This window comes from Methylobacterium sp. E-046 (genome assembly GCF_022829625.1).
GTDB lineage: Bacteria > Pseudomonadota > Alphaproteobacteria > Rhizobiales > Beijerinckiaceae > Methylobacterium > Methylobacterium longum.
In genome coordinates, this window is the sequence record NZ_JAKSYP010000161.1 from 21,400 (window position 1) to 42,277 (window position 20,878).

At 71.5% G+C, this 20,878-nt stretch carries 23 protein-coding genes; 11 read left to right on the plus strand and 12 right to left on the minus strand.

The window, feature by feature from the left end; genetic code table 11:
- Positions 1–49: 49 nt before the first annotated feature.
- The 3 genes from MKK82_RS14705 to MKK82_RS14715 all read right to left on the minus strand — a co-directional run bounded on the left by MKK82_RS14705 (position 50) and on the right by MKK82_RS14715 (position 3,358).
- Entirely contained in the window at positions 50–1,096 is a 1,047-nt protein-coding gene (locus MKK82_RS14705; protein ID WP_238289853.1) for a glycosyltransferase, read from the minus strand.
- On the minus strand, positions 1,093–2,187 hold the full coding sequence (locus MKK82_RS14710; RefSeq protein ID WP_238289854.1) for a glycosyltransferase: 1,095 nt from the start codon (positions 2,185–2,187) through the stop codon (positions 1,093–1,095). The genes MKK82_RS14705 and MKK82_RS14710 overlap by 4 nt, the downstream gene beginning before the upstream one ends.
- Before the next feature lie 76 nt (positions 2,188–2,263).
- Entirely contained in the window at positions 2,264–3,358 is a 1,095-nt protein-coding gene (locus MKK82_RS14715; RefSeq protein ID WP_238289855.1) for a glycosyltransferase family 4 protein, read from the minus strand.
- 313 nt (positions 3,359–3,671) lie between these two features.
- Here MKK82_RS14715 and MKK82_RS14720 point away from each other — a divergent pair, with 313 nt between their 5' ends.
- Positions 3,672–4,652, plus strand: a complete 981-nt coding sequence (locus tag MKK82_RS14720) for an SPFH domain-containing protein (RefSeq protein ID WP_238289856.1) — start codon at positions 3,672–3,674, stop codon at positions 4,650–4,652.
- Between the two features lie 5 nt (positions 4,653–4,657).
- Positions 4,658–5,116, plus strand: coding sequence for an NfeD family protein (locus MKK82_RS14725; RefSeq protein ID WP_243986155.1), 459 nt, complete (start codon positions 4,658–4,660; stop codon positions 5,114–5,116).
- Positions 5,117–5,155: 39 nt separating this feature from the next.
- On the opposite strand, the gene MKK82_RS14730 is transcribed toward MKK82_RS14725, so the two are convergent.
- The 3 genes from MKK82_RS14730 to MKK82_RS14740 all read right to left on the minus strand — a co-directional run bounded on the left by MKK82_RS14730 (position 5,156) and on the right by MKK82_RS14740 (position 9,863).
- Entirely contained in the window at positions 5,156–5,671 is a 516-nt protein-coding gene (locus MKK82_RS14730) for a hypothetical protein (RefSeq protein WP_238289858.1), read from the minus strand.
- A 10-nt stretch (positions 5,672–5,681) separates the two neighbouring features.
- Positions 5,682–6,836, minus strand: a complete 1,155-nt coding sequence (locus tag MKK82_RS14735; RefSeq protein ID WP_238289860.1) for a zinc-dependent alcohol dehydrogenase — start codon at positions 6,834–6,836, stop codon at positions 5,682–5,684.
- A 138-nt stretch (positions 6,837–6,974) separates the two neighbouring features.
- Complete coding sequence (locus MKK82_RS14740) at positions 6,975–9,863, minus strand: phosphoenolpyruvate carboxylase (RefSeq protein WP_238289861.1); 2,889 nt, start codon at positions 9,861–9,863, stop codon at positions 6,975–6,977.
- A gap of 127 nt (positions 9,864–9,990) precedes the next feature.
- On the opposite strand from MKK82_RS14740, the gene MKK82_RS14745 reads away from it, so the two are divergent.
- Positions 9,991–10,293, plus strand: a complete 303-nt coding sequence (locus MKK82_RS14745) for a hypothetical protein (protein WP_238289862.1) — start codon at positions 9,991–9,993, stop codon at positions 10,291–10,293.
- On the plus strand, positions 10,290–10,949 hold the full coding sequence (locus MKK82_RS14750) for a hypothetical protein (protein WP_243986204.1): 660 nt from the start codon (positions 10,290–10,292) through the stop codon (positions 10,947–10,949). Before MKK82_RS14745 ends, MKK82_RS14750 begins: the two co-directional genes overlap by 4 nt.
- 4 nt (positions 10,950–10,953) lie before the next feature.
- Here MKK82_RS14750 and MKK82_RS14755 read toward each other — a convergent pair whose 3' ends face one another.
- The gene (locus MKK82_RS14755) at positions 10,954–11,319 is read right to left on the minus strand and encodes a ComEA family DNA-binding protein (RefSeq protein WP_238289863.1); all 366 of its coding nucleotides are present in this window, start codon (positions 11,317–11,319) and stop codon (positions 10,954–10,956) included.
- Between the two features lie 240 nt (positions 11,320–11,559).
- Between MKK82_RS14755 and rpmF the strand changes: the two genes are divergently transcribed.
- A complete protein-coding gene (rpmF, locus tag MKK82_RS14760; protein WP_003601373.1) occupies positions 11,560–11,748 on the plus strand; it encodes a 50S ribosomal protein L32 in 189 nt (62 codons plus the stop codon).
- 154 nt (positions 11,749–11,902) lie between these two features.
- Here rpmF and MKK82_RS14765 read toward each other — a convergent pair whose 3' ends face one another.
- Positions 11,903–12,226 carry a hypothetical protein gene (locus MKK82_RS14765; protein ID WP_238289864.1) on the minus strand — a complete coding sequence of 108 codons (324 nt, stop codon included), beginning with the start codon at positions 12,224–12,226 and terminating at the stop codon, positions 11,903–11,905.
- A gap of 95 nt (positions 12,227–12,321) precedes the next feature.
- A complete protein-coding gene (gene phaR, locus MKK82_RS14770) occupies positions 12,322–12,912 on the minus strand; it encodes a polyhydroxyalkanoate synthesis repressor PhaR (RefSeq protein ID WP_238289865.1) in 591 nt (196 codons plus the stop codon).
- 327 nt (positions 12,913–13,239) lie between these two features.
- On the opposite strand from phaR, the gene MKK82_RS14775 reads away from it, so the two are divergent.
- From MKK82_RS14775 to MKK82_RS14790, 4 genes are all read left to right on the plus strand, one after another.
- Positions 13,240–14,424 carry an acetyl-CoA C-acetyltransferase gene (locus MKK82_RS14775; RefSeq protein ID WP_238289866.1) on the plus strand — a complete coding sequence of 395 codons (1,185 nt, stop codon included), beginning with the start codon at positions 13,240–13,242 and terminating at the stop codon, positions 14,422–14,424.
- Between the two features lie 113 nt (positions 14,425–14,537).
- A complete protein-coding gene (gene phbB, locus MKK82_RS14780; RefSeq protein WP_238289867.1) occupies positions 14,538–15,266 on the plus strand; it encodes an acetoacetyl-CoA reductase in 729 nt (242 codons plus the stop codon).
- A 477-nt stretch (positions 15,267–15,743) separates the two neighbouring features.
- Positions 15,744–16,205 carry a hypothetical protein gene (locus MKK82_RS14785; RefSeq protein ID WP_243986157.1) on the plus strand — a complete coding sequence of 154 codons (462 nt, stop codon included), beginning with the start codon at positions 15,744–15,746 and terminating at the stop codon, positions 16,203–16,205.
- 21 nt (positions 16,206–16,226) lie between these two features.
- Complete coding sequence (locus MKK82_RS14790) at positions 16,227–16,466, plus strand: hypothetical protein (RefSeq protein WP_238289870.1); 240 nt, start codon at positions 16,227–16,229, stop codon at positions 16,464–16,466.
- A gap of 170 nt (positions 16,467–16,636) precedes the next feature.
- Here the strand turns inward: MKK82_RS14790 and MKK82_RS14795 are convergent, their stop codons facing one another.
- Positions 16,637–17,863, minus strand: a complete 1,227-nt coding sequence (locus MKK82_RS14795) for a glycerophosphodiester phosphodiesterase family protein (protein WP_238289871.1) — start codon at positions 17,861–17,863, stop codon at positions 16,637–16,639.
- A gap of 96 nt (positions 17,864–17,959) precedes the next feature.
- On the opposite strand from MKK82_RS14795, the gene MKK82_RS14800 reads away from it, so the two are divergent.
- Positions 17,960–18,871, plus strand: coding sequence for a DMT family transporter (locus MKK82_RS14800; protein ID WP_238289872.1), 912 nt, complete (start codon positions 17,960–17,962; stop codon positions 18,869–18,871).
- Here the strand turns inward: MKK82_RS14800 and MKK82_RS14805 are convergent.
- Positions 18,868–19,296, minus strand: a complete 429-nt coding sequence (locus MKK82_RS14805) for a cupin domain-containing protein (protein WP_238289873.1) — start codon at positions 19,294–19,296, stop codon at positions 18,868–18,870. The genes MKK82_RS14800 and MKK82_RS14805 overlap by 4 nt on opposite strands.
- Positions 19,297–19,394: 98 nt before the next feature.
- Between MKK82_RS14805 and MKK82_RS14810 the strand changes: the two genes are divergently transcribed.
- Positions 19,395–20,018, plus strand: coding sequence for a ribonuclease D (locus tag MKK82_RS14810; protein WP_243986159.1), 624 nt, complete (start codon positions 19,395–19,397; stop codon positions 20,016–20,018).
- Between the two features lie 156 nt (positions 20,019–20,174).
- Here the strand turns inward: MKK82_RS14810 and MKK82_RS14815 are convergent, their stop codons facing one another.
- Positions 20,175–20,813, minus strand: coding sequence for a VOC family protein (locus MKK82_RS14815; RefSeq protein WP_243986161.1), 639 nt, complete (start codon positions 20,811–20,813; stop codon positions 20,175–20,177).
- Positions 20,814–20,878 lie beyond the last annotated feature (65 nt).

Genomic DNA, 20,878 nt, shown 5'->3' on the forward strand with positions numbered 1-20,878 from the left:
CCGGCCGCGCGGAACCGGTCGGGATCTCCGTCCGCGACGGGCGTTCCCGTCACCCGCAGTCGCGCTGCCCGATGAGCGCCTCGATGGTCGCCGCACAGTCCCGCACGGCGTCCGGCCGGTGCAGCGCGCCGATCACGGCGGGGTCGAGGGCGAGCCCCGCCCGCACCAGCGCCGGCCATGCGGCAGCCGGCGGCCAGCCCTCGTGCACGATCGCGGCGCCAAGCCGTGCCAGCGCTTCGGCCTTCTCGGTCTGCTCGCCATAGGCCCGCTCCTCCGGCAGGCAGATGAACCGCTTGGCTTGCCCGGCGGCCAGCGCCACGACGCCGTCGCCGCCGCCGCCGATCAGCAGCGACGCCCGGGCGACCCGCGCCTCGACGTCGGAGACCCAGCCGTGCAGGTGCAGGTTGTCCGGCGTCGCGCCGGAACCCGAGACCGGCCCCAGGACGTGCCATGGCCGGTCCGGCACGGACCGGGCCGCCGCCGCGAGGTCCGCGACGTGCCCCCCCGCGCCGCCGCGGCCGAACACCACGACGATGTCGCGGCTCGCCTCGGGCGGGGCCTGTGCCGCCGCCCCGAGGAAGCCCGCATAGACCGTCTTGGCCCGGACCCAGTCCGGCACCCCCGCGCCGTCGAGGGCTGCCGGGAAGGGGGCGAGGATCCGCGCGGCGCTCCGGAAGGCTTCGAGATGCGGCTGGTCGGTCCGGGTGCCGGCGAGCCGCACCACCACGGTCGGCACCGACAGGAGGCGCGCGAACAGCGCCACCTCCACCGAGACATCCACCACGATGAGGGCCGGTTCCGTCCGCGCCACCCAGTCGGCGATGCGCGCCATCCGGGTTCGCACGCCGGGATGGTTCAGGGGCGCGTAGTGCAGGGCTTCCGGCCGCCCGGCCGCGCCGTCCAGGCCGTCGAACGCGGCCAAGCCGTCCAGCGGGCGGTCGTCCGGCAGGTTGAGGATGTCGAGCCCGGCGGTGTCGAACCCGGTGAGCGTGCCGAGGATCGTGCAGGGCCGGGGCAGGGCGGACGCGACGATGCGGGCGCGCTGGAGGTGGCCTGCGCCCTGATGATGGACGTACCAGCCGATCCCGCGGGTCACGCGGCGTCCCGCAGGGCGAAGGCCAGTGCGTCGAGGTCGGCGAGCGCCTGATCGAGGGGGCATTCCGGCGCCGGCGGGCTTCGCGACTCGAGGATGCGGTCGGCCCGCTCCACGAAGGCGATGTCGTTGGGGCAGGCACCGACGGCGGCGAGATCGTCCGCGCCGAGCCCGAGTCGCGCGCAGGCGGCGGTGCGGGCCGCGGGGGCGAGGTGGAACGCCCGGCGCAGGGCCGCCCGCCGCAGGATCAGGGCCTGCCAATGGGCCGCCTCGGGCAGGAGATAGGCTTCGCCGTCGCGGACGCGGACGCGGCGGGCCATCTCGGTGGCCATGCCGCCGGAGACCCGGCCCTGATGGCGCGCCGAGACCATCACCTGCACGTCCGGGCAATGGCGCAGGCGGGCGCCCTGGGCCCGCAGCAGCCCGACCAGCGCGTTGTCCTCCCCGCAGGGCAGCGGCGGCAGGCCGCCCACCGCCCGGTAGAGCGCGGCCGGCACGGCGAGGCTCGCCCCGGTGTGGTCGCCGTGCCGGGGGGCGGGATCGTGCGGCGGTGGATCGAGGATGTCCTCCAGGCGCCGGACGCCGGACCAGTAGCGCTCGATGCGCCCGTGCAGGGCCGCGAGCTCGGGATCCGTCGCGCCCTCGTCGTCGATCACGAGCCGGCCGCCGACCACGTCGGCGGAGCGCAGGGCGCGCCGATTGGCGGTGACCCAGTCGGCCGGCAGGCGGGCATCGGCGTCCGTGGTGAGCAGGATCCCGTCCGGTCCCGCCTCGGCGGCGAGCCAGTCGGCGCCGGCATCGAGGGCCATGCGCCGCGCGGTGCCGACATGGGCCTCCGGGCCGGCGAGCGTCACGTCGATGAGGCGGAGCGCCAGGGCCGCGAGGATGCCCGAAGCCTCCACGTCCCGGACCGCCGCGACGGTCCCGTCCGTGCAGTTGTTGGCGAGCACCACGACGCGCAGCGGCGCCCGGGCCGAGATGCCGTCCTGCGCGGCCAGCGAGGCGAGCAGGCGCGGCAGCCGCTCCGCCTCGTTCCGGGCGGGGATGCAGACCACGCAAGGGCGGGCCGCCGGGATGTCGGCATCGGTGGTCATGTCGGGTCTCCCGAGGCACCGTCAGGTTCGGTGAAGGAGAGGGGCGCCCGTTCGGGAAGGGCGCGGATGTCCGGTCTCAGCCCCGTCCGCCGGCGACGCGCAGCGTCGGCTGCGCCCGCTCGGCGCACCGCGCCATCACGGCATCGTAGGCGTCCAGGTAGCGTTCGGTCATGGCCGTGGCGTCGTAGAGCGCCTCGGCCCGGTCGCGGCAGGCCCGGCGCGACAGGCCGGCGGCTTCTCGGATAGCCACCGCCAGGTCCTGCGGATCGTCCGGACGACCGAGCCGGCCGCAGGAGGCGTCGAGGATGTCGGGCATGGCGCCCCGGCGGAAGGCGGCGACCGGCGTGCCGCAGGCCAGCGCCTCCGCCACGACGAGGCCGAAGGGTTCCTCCCAGCGCGGCGAGACGATCGCCACGCGGGCGCGCCCGAGATGGTGCGCCAGGTCCCGGTGCGAGAGGTGGCCGAGATGGGTCAGGTCCGGCCCGAGCCGCGGGGCGATCTCGGCGTCCCAGTAGGCTGGATTGAGCCGGGGGCCCGCGAAGGTCAGGGGCAGCCCGGCCGCGCGCGCCGCGTCGATGGCGAGGTGCAGTCCCTTCTCGGGCACGATCCGGCCGGACCAGAACGCGTAGGCCGGGGCATCGGCCCGCTCGGAGAACGCGAAGGTCGAGAGGTCGACGCCGTTATCGACCACCTGCGCGCCGGGAACGATCTCCGCCCATTCCTGGGCCAGGGACGCGGACACGGCCAGGAAGGCCATGTCGGGATCGGCCTCCACGACGCCGCCGACGAGGGATTCGAAGGGCGGCGTGTGCAGCACCGTGATCCAGGGCAGGCCGAGCCGGCCGCTCTCGCGCAGCGGCAGCGCGTGCAGGGCGTTGTTGTGGACGAGATCGAAGCCGCCGGAAGCGACCATCTCCATCATCCGCCGGTAGGCATCCGCCTCCGCGCGGTCGATCGCCTCCTCGCGCTCCGGATCCAGCAGCGCATCGCCGGTGGGGTCGCACAGCATCACGGGATCGAGCGCCGGATCCGAGCCGCGGCTGGCGAACAGCGTCACGTCGTGCCCGCGCCGCTTCAACGCGACGGTGAGGAGATGCGTGTGCATCTCCAGGCCGCCGGCGTAGGGCTGGCCGATCGGGTACTTCAGATGTGCGAGGACAGCGATCTTCACGCGCGCACCGAATCCGGTTGGGTGGGGATTTCTGCCGCCCGCTGCGATCCGAAAGGACTTCTTTCCGCGGCGAGGGCGGCCGATATCATGCCGATTGTTTCTTCAACAAGCGTTGCGTTCCCGAGCCTGAAGCGACCGGAAACGTGGCGCTTGCCCGATCTCTAGGCCCGACGGCCTGAACCGAAGATGATCGAGATGGGGGGCCGCCCGTTCACCTCGCGCCGGCCCCGCGCGGTCGCCGGGCCCGCGGCGAGCTGTTAAGCTGAGACATCGCCGAACGCCCGAGGCGGTGCGGGCAGGGGAGGGGGCGTCGATGGGTCTTCCGGTGGGCTTGAGCGTCTTCGCGGTCGGCGTCGCGGCGCTCGCGATCATCACCCTGGCCGCGGGCGTGAAGATCGTTCCGCAGGGCTACGTCTACACGGTCGAGCGCTTTGGTCGCTACGCCCGCAGCCTCGAGGCCGGCCTCGGCCTGATTACCCCGTTCATCGAGCGCGTCGGCCGCCGGGTCAACGTCATGGAGCAGGTGATCGACGTCCCGAGTCAGCAGGCCTTCACCCGCGACAACGCCGGCGTCACCATCGACGCGGTGGTGTTCTATCAGGTGCTCGATGCGGCGCGCGCCTCCTACGAGGTCTCGAACCTCGATCTCGCGGCCACGACGCTGACGATGACCAACATCCGCACCGTGGTCGGCGCGATGGACCTCGACCAGCTGCTGGCCCACCGCGACGAGATCAACGAGCGGCTGCTCCGGGTGATGGACGCCGCGGCCTCGCCCTGGGGCGTCAAGATCAACCGGATCGAGATCAAGGACATCGTGCTGCCGGCCGACCTCGCCGGGGCCATGGCGCGCCAGATGAAGGCCGAGCGCGAGAAGCGGGCCTCGATCCTGGAGGCCGAAGGGCAGCGTGCCGCCGAGATCCTGCGGGCGGAGGGACGCAAGCAGTCGGCGATCCTGGAGGCGGAGGGCCGGCGCGAGGCCGCCTTCCGCGATGCCGAGGCGCGGGAGCGCTCCGCCGAAGCGGAGGCGGCGGCGACCGGGATGGTCAGCCGGGCGATCGCCGAGGGCGACATCGCGGCGGCGAACTTCCTGGTGGCGGAGAAGTACGTCGACGCGGTCCGGGCCATCGCCACCGCGCCCAATCAGCGGGTCGTCGTGGTGCCGATCGAGGCGGCGGCGCTGGCCGGGACGCTCGGCGGCATCGGCGAGCTCACCCGCAGCGTCTTCGGCGACGGGGCGGCGGCGCCCCGGCGTACGGGAACGCCGCCCAACGTCGCTCCGCCGCGGGCCTGACGCCGGTGACGCTCGCCACCCTCGCGGGGACCTTCGAGGCCCTCGGAGCTGCCTGGAGCTGGGTCATCGCCGGCCTCGTCCTCGCGGGCGCCGAGATCCTGGTGCCCGGGATGTTCCTGATCTGGCTCGGCCTCGCCGCCCTCACCACGGGGCTCGCGACCGCGGCGGTGCCCATGCCCTGGCAGGGTCAGACCCTGCTGTTCTCGGGCCTCGCGGTCGCCCTGGTGGGGATCGCGACCCGCCTGCACCGGCGCGGCGCGGCAGCCGCCGGCGCGAGCCTGAACCGCGCGGACCGGGGCCTGATCGGGCGCGAGGGCGTGCTCGACGAACCGATCGTGCAGGGCGCCGGCCACATCCGCTTCGACGACACCCTGTGGCGCGTCACCGGGCCCGACCTGCCGGCGGGCGGACGGGTGCGGGTCACCGGGATCAGCGGCACGGTCCTGCGGGTGGAGGCAGCCTGAGCCGCGCGGGCGCGGTCCGGCGCCCGCGCGGCGCCGGCCTCAGACGCGCCTGCCTCGCCCGCCATGCGGATGCGGGCGGGTGACGCGCGCGAGCAGGATCCCGAGCCCGACGACCGCGCCCGCGATGGCGACCTTCTCGACGAAGCCCGCCCGGTTGTGCGCGAGTTCGGAGCGGATGCCCATCTCGGCCGGCACGTTGGGGATCCGGCCGCGCCCGACATCGTCGACCAAGCCCTCGACGACGTTCACCCGGTCGGCCGCCATCAGCATGAGCCAGTGCGTCCACTGGGACTCGCTGTACTTGAACGCCTGACGGCGGATCATGCCGCTGAGCCCGCGCGGCGGCGTCGAGGTGCCGAGGACGGCCGGGAGCCTGTTGTGCTCGATCGAGGCCAGGATCTCGACACGCCGCGTCTGCAGCGGCGGGCGCTCCCAGCTCATGCCCGTGTCGTCGTCGCGCGACCGATCCCGCATCGGGTAGGTGGGATCGTTGCGCGGGTCGGCGTCGATGCCCCAGCCGGGGATCGTCGACGGATCGATGGGAAGGTTCCTCATCCGCATCTCCTCACGCGCGCGCTGTCGGGGGAACGAGAACCGGCTTGATGCAGCCGTCGAGCTTTGCCGAGAAGATGTGGTAGGCGTCCGCGATCTCCTCGAGCGGCACCTTGTGGGTGATGAGTTCCTTCGGGTTCAGGCGGCCGGCCTCGATGTGGTCGATCAGCTTCGGCAGCAGACGCTTCACCGAGGCTTGGTTGGCCCGCACGGTGATGCCCTTGTTCACGACGTTGCCGATGGGGATCATGTTGCCGGTGGGGCCGTAGACGCCCACGATCGAGACGGTGCCGCCCTTCTTGACCGCGTTGATCGCCCAGTGGAGCGCGATGGCGGAGCCGCCTTCGAGCTTCAGCTTGGTGCCCATGAGCGTGTGCAGGGCGTTGCCCGCCGCGTCGCCGCCGACGGCGTCGATGCAGACATCCGGTCCGAGCGAGTCGGTCGTCTTCTTCAGGAAGACGACCGGGTCTTCGATCGAGCGGAAGTTGTACACCTCGGCGGGGCAGTACCGTCTGGCGAAGTCGAGCCGGTACTCGACGTGGTCGATGACGATCACCCGGCCCGCTCCGAACAGCCACGCGGAACGGGCCGCCATGATGCCGACCGGGCCGGCGCCGAAGACCACGACGGTGTCGCCCTGCTTGATGCCCCCCATCTCGGCGGCCTGATAGCCGGTGGGCACGACGTCGGTGAGGAGCACCGCGTCGTCGAGGTCCATCGTCGGGGGAATCTTGCACGGACCCACATCGGCGTAGGGGACGCGGACGTACTCGGCCTGGCCGCCGTCGTAGCCGCCGGCGGTGTGGGAGTAGCCGTAGATCGCCCCGACAGCGGTCGCCTGGGCGTTCGATTCGTGGCAGTTCCCGAACAATCCCTGCTTGCAGAAGTGGCACTTCCCGCAGGCGATGTTGAACGGCACGATCACGTGGTCGCCGACGGCGAGATTGTTCACCCCGGACCCTGTTTCCTCCACCACGCCAATAAATTCGTGGCCGAACGTCATGCCGACACGCGTGTCGGGCACCATGCCATGGTACAGATGAAGATCAGAGCCGCAGATGCACGTCCGCGTGACCCGTATTACGGCATCCTGAACGTGCTCGCAGACGGGAACTGGCTTGCGGTCGAGCCGGACCCTGTAAGGTCCGCGATAGTTCATCGCCAGCATGCTGAGGCTCCCACATCCTTTGACTGCGGGAACCGCACGTATGAGTCGAAGTTCCCGGGCCTCTCGCGTGCTGGAGATCGAGCGTGTCCGGATCGGCTCAGCGTCGGTGATGCGGTGCGTGGCGCCCAGGGCCGCGCGTCATCCGAAGGCCCCCACCTCGTGCTGGATGATCCCGGAGATCTCGCGCGCCTGGTCGAACATCCGGCGGATCGGCTGGAACAGGTTGGCGTGCTCGGCCTCGTAGGTGCCGACATCCCGCGGGCCCGCCGGCTCGCCGAAGTTGAGGCCCAGCGTCGGATCGGGGGTGACCGGGAAGATCTCGTCCAGGAGCTTGAGGCAGCCGTCGATGTCGAGGCGCAGGAAGCGCTCCAGCAGCTGCTCGCGGGAGATGCCGGCCTGCGGCCGGAAACCCGGGATGTGCACCGCCAGGAACCAGATCCGATGGATCAGGGCGAGCCGCAGGGCATGCAGCAGCGTCAGCCGCGCCGACATGGCGGGCAGGTCGGGTGCGGCCGCCGACAGGGCGAGCCAGTCGCGGGTCAGCCGGCCGAACAGGCTCCGGAGCGCGGAGGCGAGGTCGAGGCGCTCCAGGGCTCCGGCGATCACCACCAGTTCGTCCCGGCGGAAATCCTTCTGCGTGCGCCGCGCCCGCTCCAGCCACACGGCCGGGTCGAGGGTGTCGATGTAGGCGCGCAGCACGTCGAGGTCGCCCACGGATGCCGCGTGCTGCACCAGGCGGAAGGCGCGGGAGAAGCGCACCGAGTCGCGGCGCATGTCGCGGAACAGGTCCGGCCCGCGCTGCGCGGCGCGGCCGATCCCGTGCAGCGAGTTCGCCAGGAAGCCGAGCTGGTGCAGGATCGCGTTGTTGGGGATCGCCCGCATCTGGCGCGGGTGGGTGATCCGGGCCGGGCCGCCGCTGTCGCTCTGGCGCGCCACGGGCCGGGAGCCCGTGCGGTCGATCAGGCTCGGGCCGAACGTGCCGAGCATCGCGGCGTAGCCCGGGTCGTCGACCAGGGATTCCATGTCCTGGCGGGCGGCGGTGAAGAATTCCAGGGCGAAGTCCGGCTCGGAGTAGATCGGATCCTCCCCGGCTTCGGCGCGCCGCGGGTGGTCATTCAGGGCGTAGTCCGAGAAGGTGTCGTCCTCCGTCACGTCCAGCGCGTAGACGTGCTCGGCGATGCGGGCGACGCTGGCCTGGGCCAGCGCCTCCGTGCCGTACAGCAGGTAGCCGTCGGTGCCCTGGAAGCTCGATTCGAGCCGCACCCTGATCCCGGCCTTGCGGGCGCGGTCCCGCGCATCCTCGGGAGCCAGATAGGCGAGGCGGTCGCGCAGCGAGGTCGGGTGGGCGCCGCGCCCGATCGACTCGCCGTGTGTGTCGAAGATGGCGAGTTCGATGTCGGCCAGGCGGTTCTGGACCAGCATCTCGGTGATGCGCAGGCGCAGCCGCTCGATCCAGAAGGTGGCGGCGAGCTGGCCGACGTAGCGGCCCGAATCCGAGTAGCCGAACTGCACGGTCAGCCGTCCGATGCGCTTCAGGTACTGGCGCCAGTGCGGGTTGCGCAGGGCATCGTCGAGCACCTGGATGCCCTGCTCCAGGGCGCTCGCCGTCTCGAAGAGCGGCGTGATCTCCAGCTTGTCGGCGATGCCGTAGTGGCGTGCCAGCCAGAGGGCGGCGAGCAGCGTGTAGCCGGTCTCGGTCTCGGCGATGAGGAACCGCACCGGATGGGTGCCGTCGACGTGCTTGAGGATCTGGGCGATCGTCATCATCAGCCGGGCGGCCGAGGCCCGCTCGGCGGCGAGCGCCCCGAAATCCACCGCCACAGGCCGGACGTCGTTCAGGAGCGCGTGGATCGTGGCGAGGTGCGAGCGGCGCCGGGCCGCATCGGTCGGCTCACCCTCCAGGTCGATCACCCGGCGGACCGCATTGTGGATCTGGCTGGCGTTCAGCCGGAAATGCGGCAGGGCGTTCGACAGGCCGTGCGTGGCCACGCCCGAACGCAGGACGGCGATCCGGCGCTGGTCGGCCGCATCCCCGGCCGCCTCCAGGGCCTTGGTCAGTCCTGAGATGAGGGCGCTCGCGTCGGTCTGGGCGCGCTCGCGCTCGATGATCAGCGCCAGGGCGAACCGATGCACCGCTTCCAGCGACGGCTTCTCGCCGAGGCGCGGCGCCACCGCGAGCTGCCGGTTCACCGCCGCCAGCGCCCCCTCGGCCAGGGCGCGGACCTCGCGGCAGGCCGCGATCTCGGGCAGCTCGCGCATCACCCGGTCGAACTGCATCCGCTTCGAGATCAGCCGGTAGCGCAGGGTGTCCCACCAGCCGATATCGGTCCGCCCGTCCGTGTCGCAGCCGACCCAGCTGGCGATGGCGAAGGGGCGCGGCGTCAGCTCGGTCCAGCTCTCCGGCCAACGGGCGCGGGCGGCGTCGAGCAGGGCACCGTTGAAGGCGTCGACGGCGAGGCGGCCGTTATTGGCGGCCGCGCAGGCCTGCTCGAACTCGACGTCCAGGGTGATCGGCGCGTCCGGCCGGGTGGAGAGCGCCGCCGCCCGCGCGATCAGGCCGGCCCGGGCGGCCTCGTCCGGAAGGCTTGCCGCCTGGGCCAGCAGCGTCGCCACGGCCCGGGGCATGCCGAAGGTCGGGTGTGCCGTGAACACCACCGCGAAGGCGATGCGGTTGATGAAGCCCCTGAACGCCTCGAAGCTCTCGGGACGGTCGGGCACGGCTGCCACGAGGCGCGCCGGGATGGCCGCCTGCGGATCGGATGATGCGGCCGGCTCGTTTTCCAGCCCGACATAGGCCCGCAGCCGCGCCGCCCGCGCGGTCAGGGCGGCGGCGCGCAGCCGGACGAACAGGCCCTCGAGGTCGCCGAGCGAGATCTCGTTCCGGTCGAACCGCCGCGTGATGGCCAGGGTCACGGCCAGCACGGGATTGCGGAAGGGATCCTCCCGGGCCTGATCCCGGGCCGCCTCGATCAGGCCGAGGAGATGGCCCTCCAGCTCGTCGGGCTCGCGACTCGGCTCGTGCTGCATCGATCGATCCCGCTTCCGGCCCGCCCGCATCTACCCGGTCCGCCGCGCCACGCAAGGAGCGTTCCGCGCGGGGCGGGCTCCGGTGGGGTGACGGCGGCCCTCCGCGCGGGTTAGAGCATCGCGCAGCATGGAGCGGCTGCTGATCTTTCTGGCGATACTGGTTTTCGCCGTCGCCGTGGTGGCCGCCGTCGCCATGGTGGCCAGGGGCCGGCGCGCGCCGTTGCGTCTGGACGCCGAACTCGACGTCGAGGACGAACACCTCGTCATCGGTTCGGTCGGCACGCGCCGGAGCCCCATCGACCGCACGGCGCAAATCATCGATCCGCACGTTCTCGACCTGGAAGCGACCGAATTGGAACCGATCAGAATGCTCGGCTGCGCGGAACGCGCCGAGGCGTCGCGGCGCGGTCGTCCGGGGGACGGCCGATGAGGCGGCTGGTTCGCCTCGCGGCCGGGCTGATGCTCGCCGCCCCGTTCGGCCTGACGGCCGCGCAGGCCGCCCCGCAAGCACCGCCTCGGCCAGCCCAGGCGCCCACGCCCCAGCCCGACGGGCCGCCTGCGGCCCCCGCGCCGGCGGCACCGCAGGCCGCGCCGACTCCGGCGGCCGGTCCCGCGATCGAGCAGCCCTGCGGGGCTCAGGCGGCTCGGTTCGAGAGCGGTAAGGGTTTCAAGATGGTGATCACCCGGGCCGGGCAGGTCCGGACCACCAACCCGCTCCGGCCGCTGACACCCGAGGTCAACGAGGTGCTGCAGGTCGTCATCGCCGGGAAGGTCGCAACCGCCTACGGGCCGGACTTCAACACGCTGCGGCGCGGCAGTGCGGCAGCGGCGATCGAGGCCATGCTGGGCGGTCCGATCCCCTGGCAGCCGACCCTGCCGGTGCTGCCCGACGCACTCACCATCGTGGCCGAGGAGGGGGCGCCCCTGGCGCAACTCGCCTTCAAGGCCTGCGAGGCGCCGCCTGCCGTGAAGGCGCCGAAGGCGGAGGCCCGCAAGAAGGCCCCCGCCCGGCGAACTCCCGCGCCGAAGGCGGCCGAGAAGACGCCCCCCGGCTTCTCCATGCCTCAGGGGGTGATCGGCGAGTAGGTGGCTACTTCTGCTTGGCGATGACCTTGTCCTTGATGCCGTCGTACACGCTCTCCGGGATGATCTTCTTGGACACCAGATCATCCTTGCCGCGATAGGGACGGCCCTTGACGATCGCGGCCGCCCGCGCCGCGCCGATGCCCGGCAGGGCGTCGAGTTCCTGGGGGCTCGCGCTGTTGAGATCGATGAGCGCGCCCTTGGCGGCGTTCGGCGGCCCGGCCACCGGTGCGCTCGGCGCCGTGGGCTTGGCGGGCGCCGTCGGCGTGGCCGCGCTGGGTGCCTGCGGCGCGGGGGCCTGAGCCAGCGCTGGCGCCGTGATCAGGCTCGAGAGCAGGGCGAAGAGGGCGAGGGTCCTGGTGGGGGAAGCCATGGTGATACTCCCGAGGGTCACGGCCCGCGCCGCGGCGCCGGCACCGCATCACTGGGCCGTCCCGCTTGAACCCGCGCTTAACGCCTGCGTGTGACGGTTGTGCTCCGGCGCCTCTAGCCAGGGGCCGACCCCGGCGCTATAAGCGCGCCCTCATCCGTATCCCGCGGTGTGCGTGGCGATCCTCGATCGAGGAGCCGCCCGCGCGCCGCTTTGTTCGCGGCGTCACGAAGGATCACTGCCATGGCCGTTCCGAAGCGAAAGACCTCCCCCTCCCGCCGCGGCATGCGCCGCTCGGCCGACGCCCTGAAGGCGCCGACCTACGTGGAGGACAAGGATTCGGGCGAGCTGCGCCGTCCGCACCACATCGACCTGAAGACCGGCATGTACCGCGGCCGCCAGGTCCTCAAGGTGAAGTCCGCCGAGGCCTGAGCCCGGTGCGGCACCGGCCGTCCTCCGGGACGTGCGATACGGGTGCGACGATCAACCGGTCATTCCGGGATAGCCGAGGCGGTCCGGGATGACGGCGCTTCGCCATCGAGGCGTGGCCCGCTCTCGGGCGGCCCGACGCCGGTGAGGCGCCGCATCACGCGAGGCGCCGCGCGGTCTCCGTGTAGCAGGCGGCGGCCATCCGGGTCCGCTCCAGCCGCGACGGAAGCAGCGTCGGGTCCCCGGCCGTGAGCAACTGGGCGACGAAGCCGGCGCGGGGCTTGCCCGCGGTCGAGCGTTCCGCCGCTGCGGTGCCGCCCGCTTCCTCCGACTGCCCTCCATCGATCACGACGAGTGCACGCGCGGCATCCTGCTGCGGGCGCGTGCCTGCCTGGGGCGCGCTCTCGGTGGCCTCCGGCACCGCGCGCGCCGGCCTGATCTGTGCCGGGCCGACACGCCCGCCTGTTCCGATCCGCACCATTGCAGCATCTCCTGCACGTTTCCGTGCCGATGGTGCAAAGGTGGGGCCGGCGTTTACGAATCGTCAACCTTTTATGTCGCCGTGCCCATCGGAAATTATTTCTTCGCGAGGGCCTCGAGGCGCTGCTGCATCTCCAGCATCTGGCGCTTGAGGTCGTCCAGCTCCCCGCCGGCGTAGGACGCCGCTGCGGGGACCACCGGGGCGTTGGTCCCCGCAGCCGGCGGTGTGAAGCCGGTGAACATCTTCATGGCATCGCCGAAGAAGTTCATGTTGGCGCGCACCTGTTGCTCGATCGCGTTCTGGAACGCGGCCGGGCCGAAGCTGTGGGCGAATTTTTCGCGCAGGCCGTCCTGATCCTTGGCGAAGTTCGCCATGGAGAATTCCAGGAAACTCGGCACCATCGTGCGCATGCTGTCGCCGTAGAAGCGGATCAACTGGCGCAGGAAGGCCACCGGCAGCAGGTTCTCCGCGCCGGCCTTGTTCTCCTGCTCGAAGATGATCTGCGTGAGCACCGACCGGGTGATGTCGTCGCCGGTGCGCGCGTCGTAGACGACGAAGTCTTCACCGTTCTGGACCATCGTGGCGAGGTCCTCCAGCGTCACGTAGGTCGACGTGCCCGTGTGGTACAGGCGCCGATTGGCGTACTTCTTGATGACGGTCTGGGTGGCCTTGACGGTATCCGCCATCGGGAACGGCCTTTCTGGACTCGGGACCTAGGGGCGTTGCGGGCACGCGATGCGGCACGGCGGAGGCCGTCTTCGCGCCCGCAGCACGATCCTTAAGGCCTTCCAAGGGCGCAGAAAACAGCAAACTGCAACTGTTCAGCGCAGAATAATGCAGGCGATCACGGCCGCTCTGCGCCATTTCAGTCTCGCGATCGCGTCATCCCCACCTTTTCGCGTCCTGTTGCGCAACCTTGACTTCGCCGATGCGGCGCCCTTCATCCGAAGTCCGGCATCAGAGCGCGCCCGGACAGTGGAAGGCGCGCCGGCTCGTGAGAGGAGAACGTTCACATGGCAGGCAACGAAGAGATCGTCATCGTCGGCGCCGCGCGCACGCCGGTCGGCTCGTTCGGCGGCGCCTTCGGCGCGGTGCCGGCCCACGAACTCGGTGCCACGGCGATCAAGGCCGCGCTGGAGCGCGCCAAGGTCTCCCCCGACGACGTCGACGAGGTGATCTTCGGCCAGGTCCTCACCGCGGGCGCCGGCCAGAACCCGGCCCGTCAGGCGGCGATCAAGGCCGGCATCCCCGAGAAGGCCACCGCCTGGGGCCTCAACCAGGTCTGCGGCTCGGGCCTGCGCACGGTCGCCATCGGCATGCAGCAGATCGCCAACGGCGACGCCAAGGTCATCGTGGCGGGCGGCCAGGAATCGATGTCGCTCTCGCCCCACGCGCAGTACCTGCGCGGCGGCCAGAAGATGGGCGACCTCAAGCTCGTCGACACCATGATCAAGGACGGGCTCTGGGACGCCTTCAACGGCTACCACATGGGGCAGACCGCCGAGAACGTCGCCCAGGCCTTCCAGCTCACCCGCGAGCAGCAGGACCAGTTCGCGACCCGCTCGCAGAACAAGGCCGAGGCCGCCCGCAAGGAGGGCCGGTTCAAGGACGAGATCATCCCGGTGACGATCCCCGGCAAGAAGGGTGACACCGTCGTCGACACCGACGAGTACATCCGGGACGGCGCCACCATCGAGGCGATGGCCAAGCTGAAGCCCGCCTTCTCCAAGGAGGGCACGGTGACGGCCGCCAACGCCTCCGGCCTCAACGACGGCGCCGCCGCCCTCGTGCTGATGTCGGCCTCGGAGGCCGAGCGTCGCGGCCTCACCCCCCTCGCCAAGATCAAGTCCTGGGCGACCGCCGGCGTCGATCCGAAGGTGATGGGCACCGGTCCCATTCCCGCCTCCCGCAAGGCCTTGGAGAAGGCCGGCTGGAAGCCGTCCGACCTGGACTTGATCGAGGCCAACGAGGCCTTCGCGGCCCAGGCGCTCGCGGTGAACAAGGACATGGGCTGGGACGACGCGAAGGTGAACGTCAACGGCGGCGCCATCGCGATCGGCCACCCGATCGGCGCCTCGGGCGCCCGCGTCCTCGTCACGCTGCTCCACGAGATGAAGCGCCGCGATGCCAAGAAGGGCCTCGCCACGCTCTGCATCGGCGGCGGCATGGGCGTGGCCATGTGCATCGAGCGGGCGTGATCGTTCCGTAACGCCCCCCCGGTCGGGAATTTAGACTTAAGACCAAGTTCACAAAAATTCGCGTGCGGACGCCATCCGCACGCGGCATCACGTGATGCGAACAGGAGGAAACAATGGCTCAAGGACGCGTCGCCCTCGTCACGGGGGGCACCCGCGGTATCGGGGCTGCAATCTCGAAGCGGCTCAAGGACAAGGGCTACCGGGTCGCGGCCAATTACGGTGGCAACGACGAGGCGGCCAATGCCTTCAAGGCCGAGACCGGCATCCCCGTCTTCAAGTTCGACGTGGGCGATCTCGCGAGCTGCGAGGCCGGCATCAAGGCGATCGAGGCCGAGCTCGGACCGGTCGAGGTGCTGGTCAACAACGCCGGGATCACCCGGGACGGCGCCTTCCACAAGATGGATTTCGAGAAGTGGCAGGCGGTCATCAGGACCAACCTCGACTCGATGTTCACCTGCACCCGTCCGCTGATCGAGGGCATGCGCAACCGGAACTTCGGCCGCATCATCATCATCTCGTCGATCAACGGACAGAAGGGCCAGGCCGGCCAGACCAACTACTCGGCCGCCAAGGCCGGGGTGATCGGCTTCGCCAAGGCGCTGGCGCAGGAGAGCGCGTCCAAGGGCATCACGGTGAACGTGATCGCGCCCGGCTACATCGCCACCGAGATGGTGATGGCGGTGGCGGAGGATATCCGCAACAAGATCATCTCGACGATCCCGACCGGTCGCCTCGGCGAGGCCGACGAGATCGCGCACGCGGTCGAGTATCTCGCCAGCGACGAGGCGGGCTTCGTCAACGGCTCGACGCTCACCATCAACGGCGGCCAGCACTTCGTCTGATCGCCGAAGGGGCGCGCCGGGCTCGGGCCCGGTGCGCCCACTCCGTGGCGGCAAGGGACGCCGCGCCCGACGCGCGGCGATCCGGCGGGATGCCCGGCATCCCGTCGTTTCCGGAGCCCCGCGGGCGAACTCGCACGCCCTCGCCACCGTTCGTGCCGGATCTCGGCACGTCGCGCGATCCCGGCCAAGGGATCGCCGTATCCGGACCGGCATGTCCCGCGTCCCGAGAGGACGAGGCTCCGGCGGGCGTCATCCCTGGCCTGACCGGCACGCGCGGACCGTGCCTCCGCCAACCATGACGACTTCCCTTCCCGGGCCGGCGTTGGCCCGGCACGCGGGACAACGGGTATTGCGGGCAGCGTTCCGCGCCACCGTCCGCGTGCTCTGAAACACGAACAGTCCGAGCGATCCCGTATAGGTCTCCTTCCGTCGCGTCGCGGATGCTTCCGCGGACAGAAGAACGGGGCTGCGGGCATCATGAAAGACTGGTCCGATGGTGCATCCGACGTTCACCCTGTCGGCGCAGTGTGGATTTGTTCTTCGTCCGCCGCGCGTCGTCGGCCGCCGGCCCTCGCCAAGCTCGGCCCCGCCGCGGCCTGCGTCCCGGGGCTGGCCGCCTGCGTGACCCCGCAGGAGCGGCACGCGCTGGATCGGAACCAGTGCTACGCCTTCGGGTTCGAGACCGAGACCGACGCCTTCGCCGTGTGCATGATGGGGCTTCACCAGCAGCGCGCCATCGCTGAGGCCACCAGCAGCCTGTCCTGGCAGGCCCAGCTCGCCGAGCAGAACCGCCGCCGCGAGGCGCAGCAGGACCTCTACAGGATCGCGAGCCTGCAGCGCAGCGGCGACCCGCGCTTCCCGGTCTGCGGACCCTCGTCCGACGGCGGCATGGATCGCCGGACCATGACTTGGTACGGCGCCAACTGCCGCGCCCGCTGACCGCGCTTCCGGAGAAGGTCGATGTCGGACACCGAAGCCCGTGTCCCGGGCGATGCGAGCAGGTTGATCTTCGCCACGACGGCGATGTTCGCGGCCACCATCGGGATGATCACGCAGGATTGGGGCTTTTTCTTCCTGGCGATGCTGGGCAGCGCCGTCCTGCAATGCGCGATCTACATGCCGATCCAGCGGTGGCTCGGATGGAAGCCCCTGGATCTCGGCCACCTGGGCCATCTCGCGCTGCTGCTGCTCGTGCCGTGAGACGCCGATCCGCGGTGCCGCCTCGGTAGCCCGCCCCTTTCTCCCCCAGTCTTCCCGCCGAGGAGGCGCCCATGACGCTCGCCCTGATCATCGCCGGCATCCTCATCGTCACCCTGGCGATGGCCGGCCTCTTCTCCCTCGCTGCCCTGTGGGCCGATTGAGCCGCGGCCCTACGGCACGCCGACGCAGTTGGCGTAGAAGGTCGCGGTGGCCGGCCAGTCGGAGAACACCCCCATGACGCCGACCTGCCCGTGCAGCACGTCGAGGAGCCGGAGGATGTCGCCGTCTCCGGTCACCACCGGCTTGATCGACTGGTAGTAATAGCCGCCGCCGTCCTTGAGCGGCCCCGAGCGCTCCAGCGACCATGCGATCAGGCCGAGACCGGCCGCCTTCGCCGCGCGGGCATAGGTCGAGGGCTCGATCGTCGCGTCCGGGCCGGGCCGGACCAGCATCCAGAGCGGCGGCGCCAGGATCCGCACGCCCTTCTGCGCCAGCTCGGCCATGCCGGGCGTCCAGGTCGCCGGGTTCTCCGGATCGAAGCCCTTGGTGGTCTCGTCGCGGTTGTCGAGGAAGATCGCCTGCCGGCCGAAATCGGGGTCCTTGTCCAGCCAGTACAGGATATCGCGGAGCTGGAAGCTCTGCGGAAAGACGTCGGAGGCCGGGATGCCCGCCTGCCGGTACTCGTCGATCATCTGCTGGGCGTACATGTCCTGGGTGTAGGACCCCTGGAACGGCATCGCGACCTGGGGTGCCTTCAGCTCGGGGGTGAACTTCCGCCCCATGCCCTTCACGATCGCGATGTACTCCTTGTGGGACATCAGCGTGCCGGTGCCGGCGTAGAGGTCGGTGCGCCAGCGCGGCGTCGCGTTCATGTAGGCAGCGACCGTCGTGGCCTCCGGGTCGGCCGCATCCATCTTGCCGGTGAGCGACTTGAACTCGTCGAGGGTCAGGTCGCTGGTGCAGCACTTGGCCGAGGCCTTGCGGCCGGTGGCCGGATCGGCCGGCTCGAAGCCCTGCGTGCACTGCGCGGCGAGCGGGGGCCGGGCCAGGATGTCGGTGGTCGTGTGCAGGTCGCACTGGCTGTGGCGGCAGACGAGCTGCCGGTCCTTGGTGAAGGCCACGTCGCATTCGATGATCCCGGCACCCATCCGGTCGGCGGCGATCAGGCCCTCGCGGGTGTGCTCGGGGAACATGAGCGGGGCGCCCCGGTGCGAGATCGAGAAGGTCCGCGGCGTGTAGGTCCGGTCGACCCCGCAGGCGGCGAGCGTGTCCTTGAGGGGGCCGGGCTTGAGTTGGTCGACGAGGTAGAAGGGCCGGGGGCCGAGCTGGGCGGCCTCACCGGCGAGCCCGGGGCCCGCTGCCAGAAGCAGCCACAGCCCGATCATGATCCCGCGCATCGCGAACCTCCCGTTTCGGGCCGCCGGTAGAGCGAGACGGTGACGGAGGCGTGACCTCGCCTCGCCGACTCGGTACCGCCGTGATAGCCGCGGGCCATGGACGAGTCCGCATCAATCTCAGCCGCGCCCGCGCGGAGCGCATCCGCCACGCTCGCGGGCTTCGGCGCGATCCTGCTGTGGTCGCTGCTCGCCCTCCTCACCGCAGCGTCGGGGGCCGTGCCGCCGTTCCAGCTCGCCGCCCTGACCTTCCTGGTGGGCGGCCTCTGCGGCTGCATCACGTGGATCGCCCGGCCGGCCCGCGCCCGGGCGCTGATCCAGCCGTGGCCGGTCTGGCTCCTCGGGGTCGGGGGGCTGTTCGGCTACCACGCCCTCTATTTCAGCGCCCTGCGACTCGCGCCGCCGGCCGAGGCCGGGCTGATCAACTATCTCTGGCCGCTGCTCATCGTCCTGTTCTCCGCCCGCCTCCCGGGCTCCGGGGGGTTGCGGCCGGGCCACCTCGCCGGAGCGGTCCTGGGCCTCGCCGGCGTCGCGGCCCTGTTCGCCGGCCGGGGGGATCTCGGCTTCGCCGCGGGTGCGTTGCCGGGCTACGCGGCGTCCCTGGCGGCGGCGTTCGTCTGGGCGGGCTACTCGGTGCTCTCCGCCCGGATCGGGCAGGTGCCGACCGATGCCGTCACCGGGTTCTGCCTCGTCACGGCGGCCCTGAGCCTCGTCGGCCATGTCGCCTTCGAGGCGACGGTCTGGCCGGCGGACGCGGTGCAATGGGGCGCGGTGCTCCTGCTCGGCCTCGGGCCCGTCGGGGCCGCCTTCTATCTCTGGGACATCGGCTGCAAGCGCGGCGACGTGCGGCTGCTCGGTGTGACGGCCTACGCGGCGCCGGTGCTCTCGACGCTGATCCTGGTGGCGGCGGGCTACGCCGATCCGAGCCCGGCCCTGGCGCTCGCCTGCCTGCTGATCGTGGCCGGGGCGCTCACGGCGGTGCGGGCCTCGTGGGCGGTGCCGCGGGCCTAAACCCGGGGCGTCGGCCGCCAGTCGGGCGGCGCCATCTCGAAACCCGAGAACTCGAACCCGGGCGACACCGTGCAGCCCACCAGGGTCCAGGCGCCGAGGCTTGTGGCGGTCTGCCAATGGCCGGCCGGCACCACGCAGTGCGGACGCTGTCCGGCGGCGAGATCCGGCCCGAGATGCCGGGCTTCGGCGTCGTGGCCGTTCGGGCTCGTGGTGATCACCAGCGGCGCGCCCGCGTGCCAGTGCCAGATCTCCGTGGCATCGACCCGGTGCCAGGCGGAGACCTCGCCGAGGTCCAGGAGGAAGTAGATCGCGGTGCCCACCGAGCGGCCGTCGACGGTGCGCGGGTCGCGGAACGTCTCGCGGTAGTGGCCGCCCTCCGGATGCGGCGTCAGCCCCAGCGTCCTGATCACCTCGGCCGCGTTCATCCTCGCCTCCCTGTCCGCCGCGTCGGCGCGAAGATCCCGCGGCTTGCGGGCACTTGGCACCGATGCTACCGGCCGAAAAGCCTCAAGGTCCGAGAAAGATGCCGAGCCCCACCGTACGCCTCCACCGCGGCGACCTGCCCGCCGACTACGACGCGGGCCGGGCGGTAGCCATCGACACCGAGACGCTGGGCCTCAACCCGCACCGGGACCGGCTCTGCGTGGTGCAGATCTCCACCGGCGACGGCACCGCCGACGTGGTGCAGATCCCGCAGGGCGGACCCGAACCGGTGGTGCTCAAGCGCGTCCTCGCGGATGCTGGCGTGCAGAAGATCTTCCACTTCGCGCGGTTCGACGTGGCGGTCCTCTACAAGGCCTTCGGCGTGATGCCGCAGCCGGTCTACTGCACCAAGATCGCCTCGAAGCTCGCCCGGACCTACACCGATCGGCACGGTCTGAAGGACGTGGTCCGCGAACTCGTCGGCGTCGACCTGTCGAAGCAGCAGCAATCGTCCGACTGGGGCGCCGAGACCCTGTCCCAGGCGCAGCTCGACTACGCGGCGTCCGACGTGCTCCACCTCCACGCGGCCCGCGACCGGCTCGACGCGATGCTGGCACGGGAAGGGCGCACCGACCTCGCCGCCGCCTGCTTCGCCTTCCTGCCGACCCGCGCCCTCCTGGACCTGGACGGGTGGCCCGAGACCGACATCTTCGCGCATACGTGAGGATCCGCGCCGATCCGGTGTGGAGTGAGACTTTCCTGCCACCGCGCCGCGATGCATCGCTGCTAGGTTGCGAACGTCGGGGCCGCCGAGTCCCGGCCAGACCCTCCTCGCCGGTCACTTTCCCGATCAGGCCGGCGAGGAGGGTCCGTCGATCGCTCAGGTCAGCGTCCGGGCACCCGTGGGCGTCATGATCCGTGCGCTCCAGCGCGGGCCGGGGCCGTCCACGATTCTCGGGGAATCGGCGAGTCCCAGCGCGGCGTGAAGCTGCCCCGCGCCGCCCGGATCCGGATGGGTCAGGAGAAGCGCCTCAAGGCGGGCGCCGAGGTCCGGCATCGACGCGGCGGGGTTCCCGCGGGGGCCCCAATCCATCACGTGGGGCGCGGCTCCATCCGCCGGCCAAGCCCCGTCCGGGCGCACGCCGAAGCGCCACGCGAGAGCGCCGCGGGTCATCGTGGCGGCCTGACCGAGCAGGTCGCGGTGGGCGGCGAGCACGCCGTCGAGGTCGTCCGTGCGGGCGACGACGCCGCGCAGCCGCCGGCCCGCCTCCCAGTCGGCCCGCACCTGCGCGGTGTCGCCGAGGCCGAACCAGCGGGCGCGGGACGGCGCGGGCGCCTCGGGATCGACGGCGATCACCTCGAGGAACAGGGCCTCGCCGAGGCGCAGCAGGTGATTGCGCGTGCCCATCTCCCGGTGGCGGCCGCCCTCCGGCATGGCGAGGCCGAGGCAGTCGCGGACATGCGCGACGCCCGCCGCGAGGTCCGGCGCGACGACGACGAGGTGGTCGAGGGTGAGCATCCGGGTATCCGCCGTACGGAACGGGGGTGGGACCTGCCCACCCCCGTCCGCCGGCAGGGGCCGGG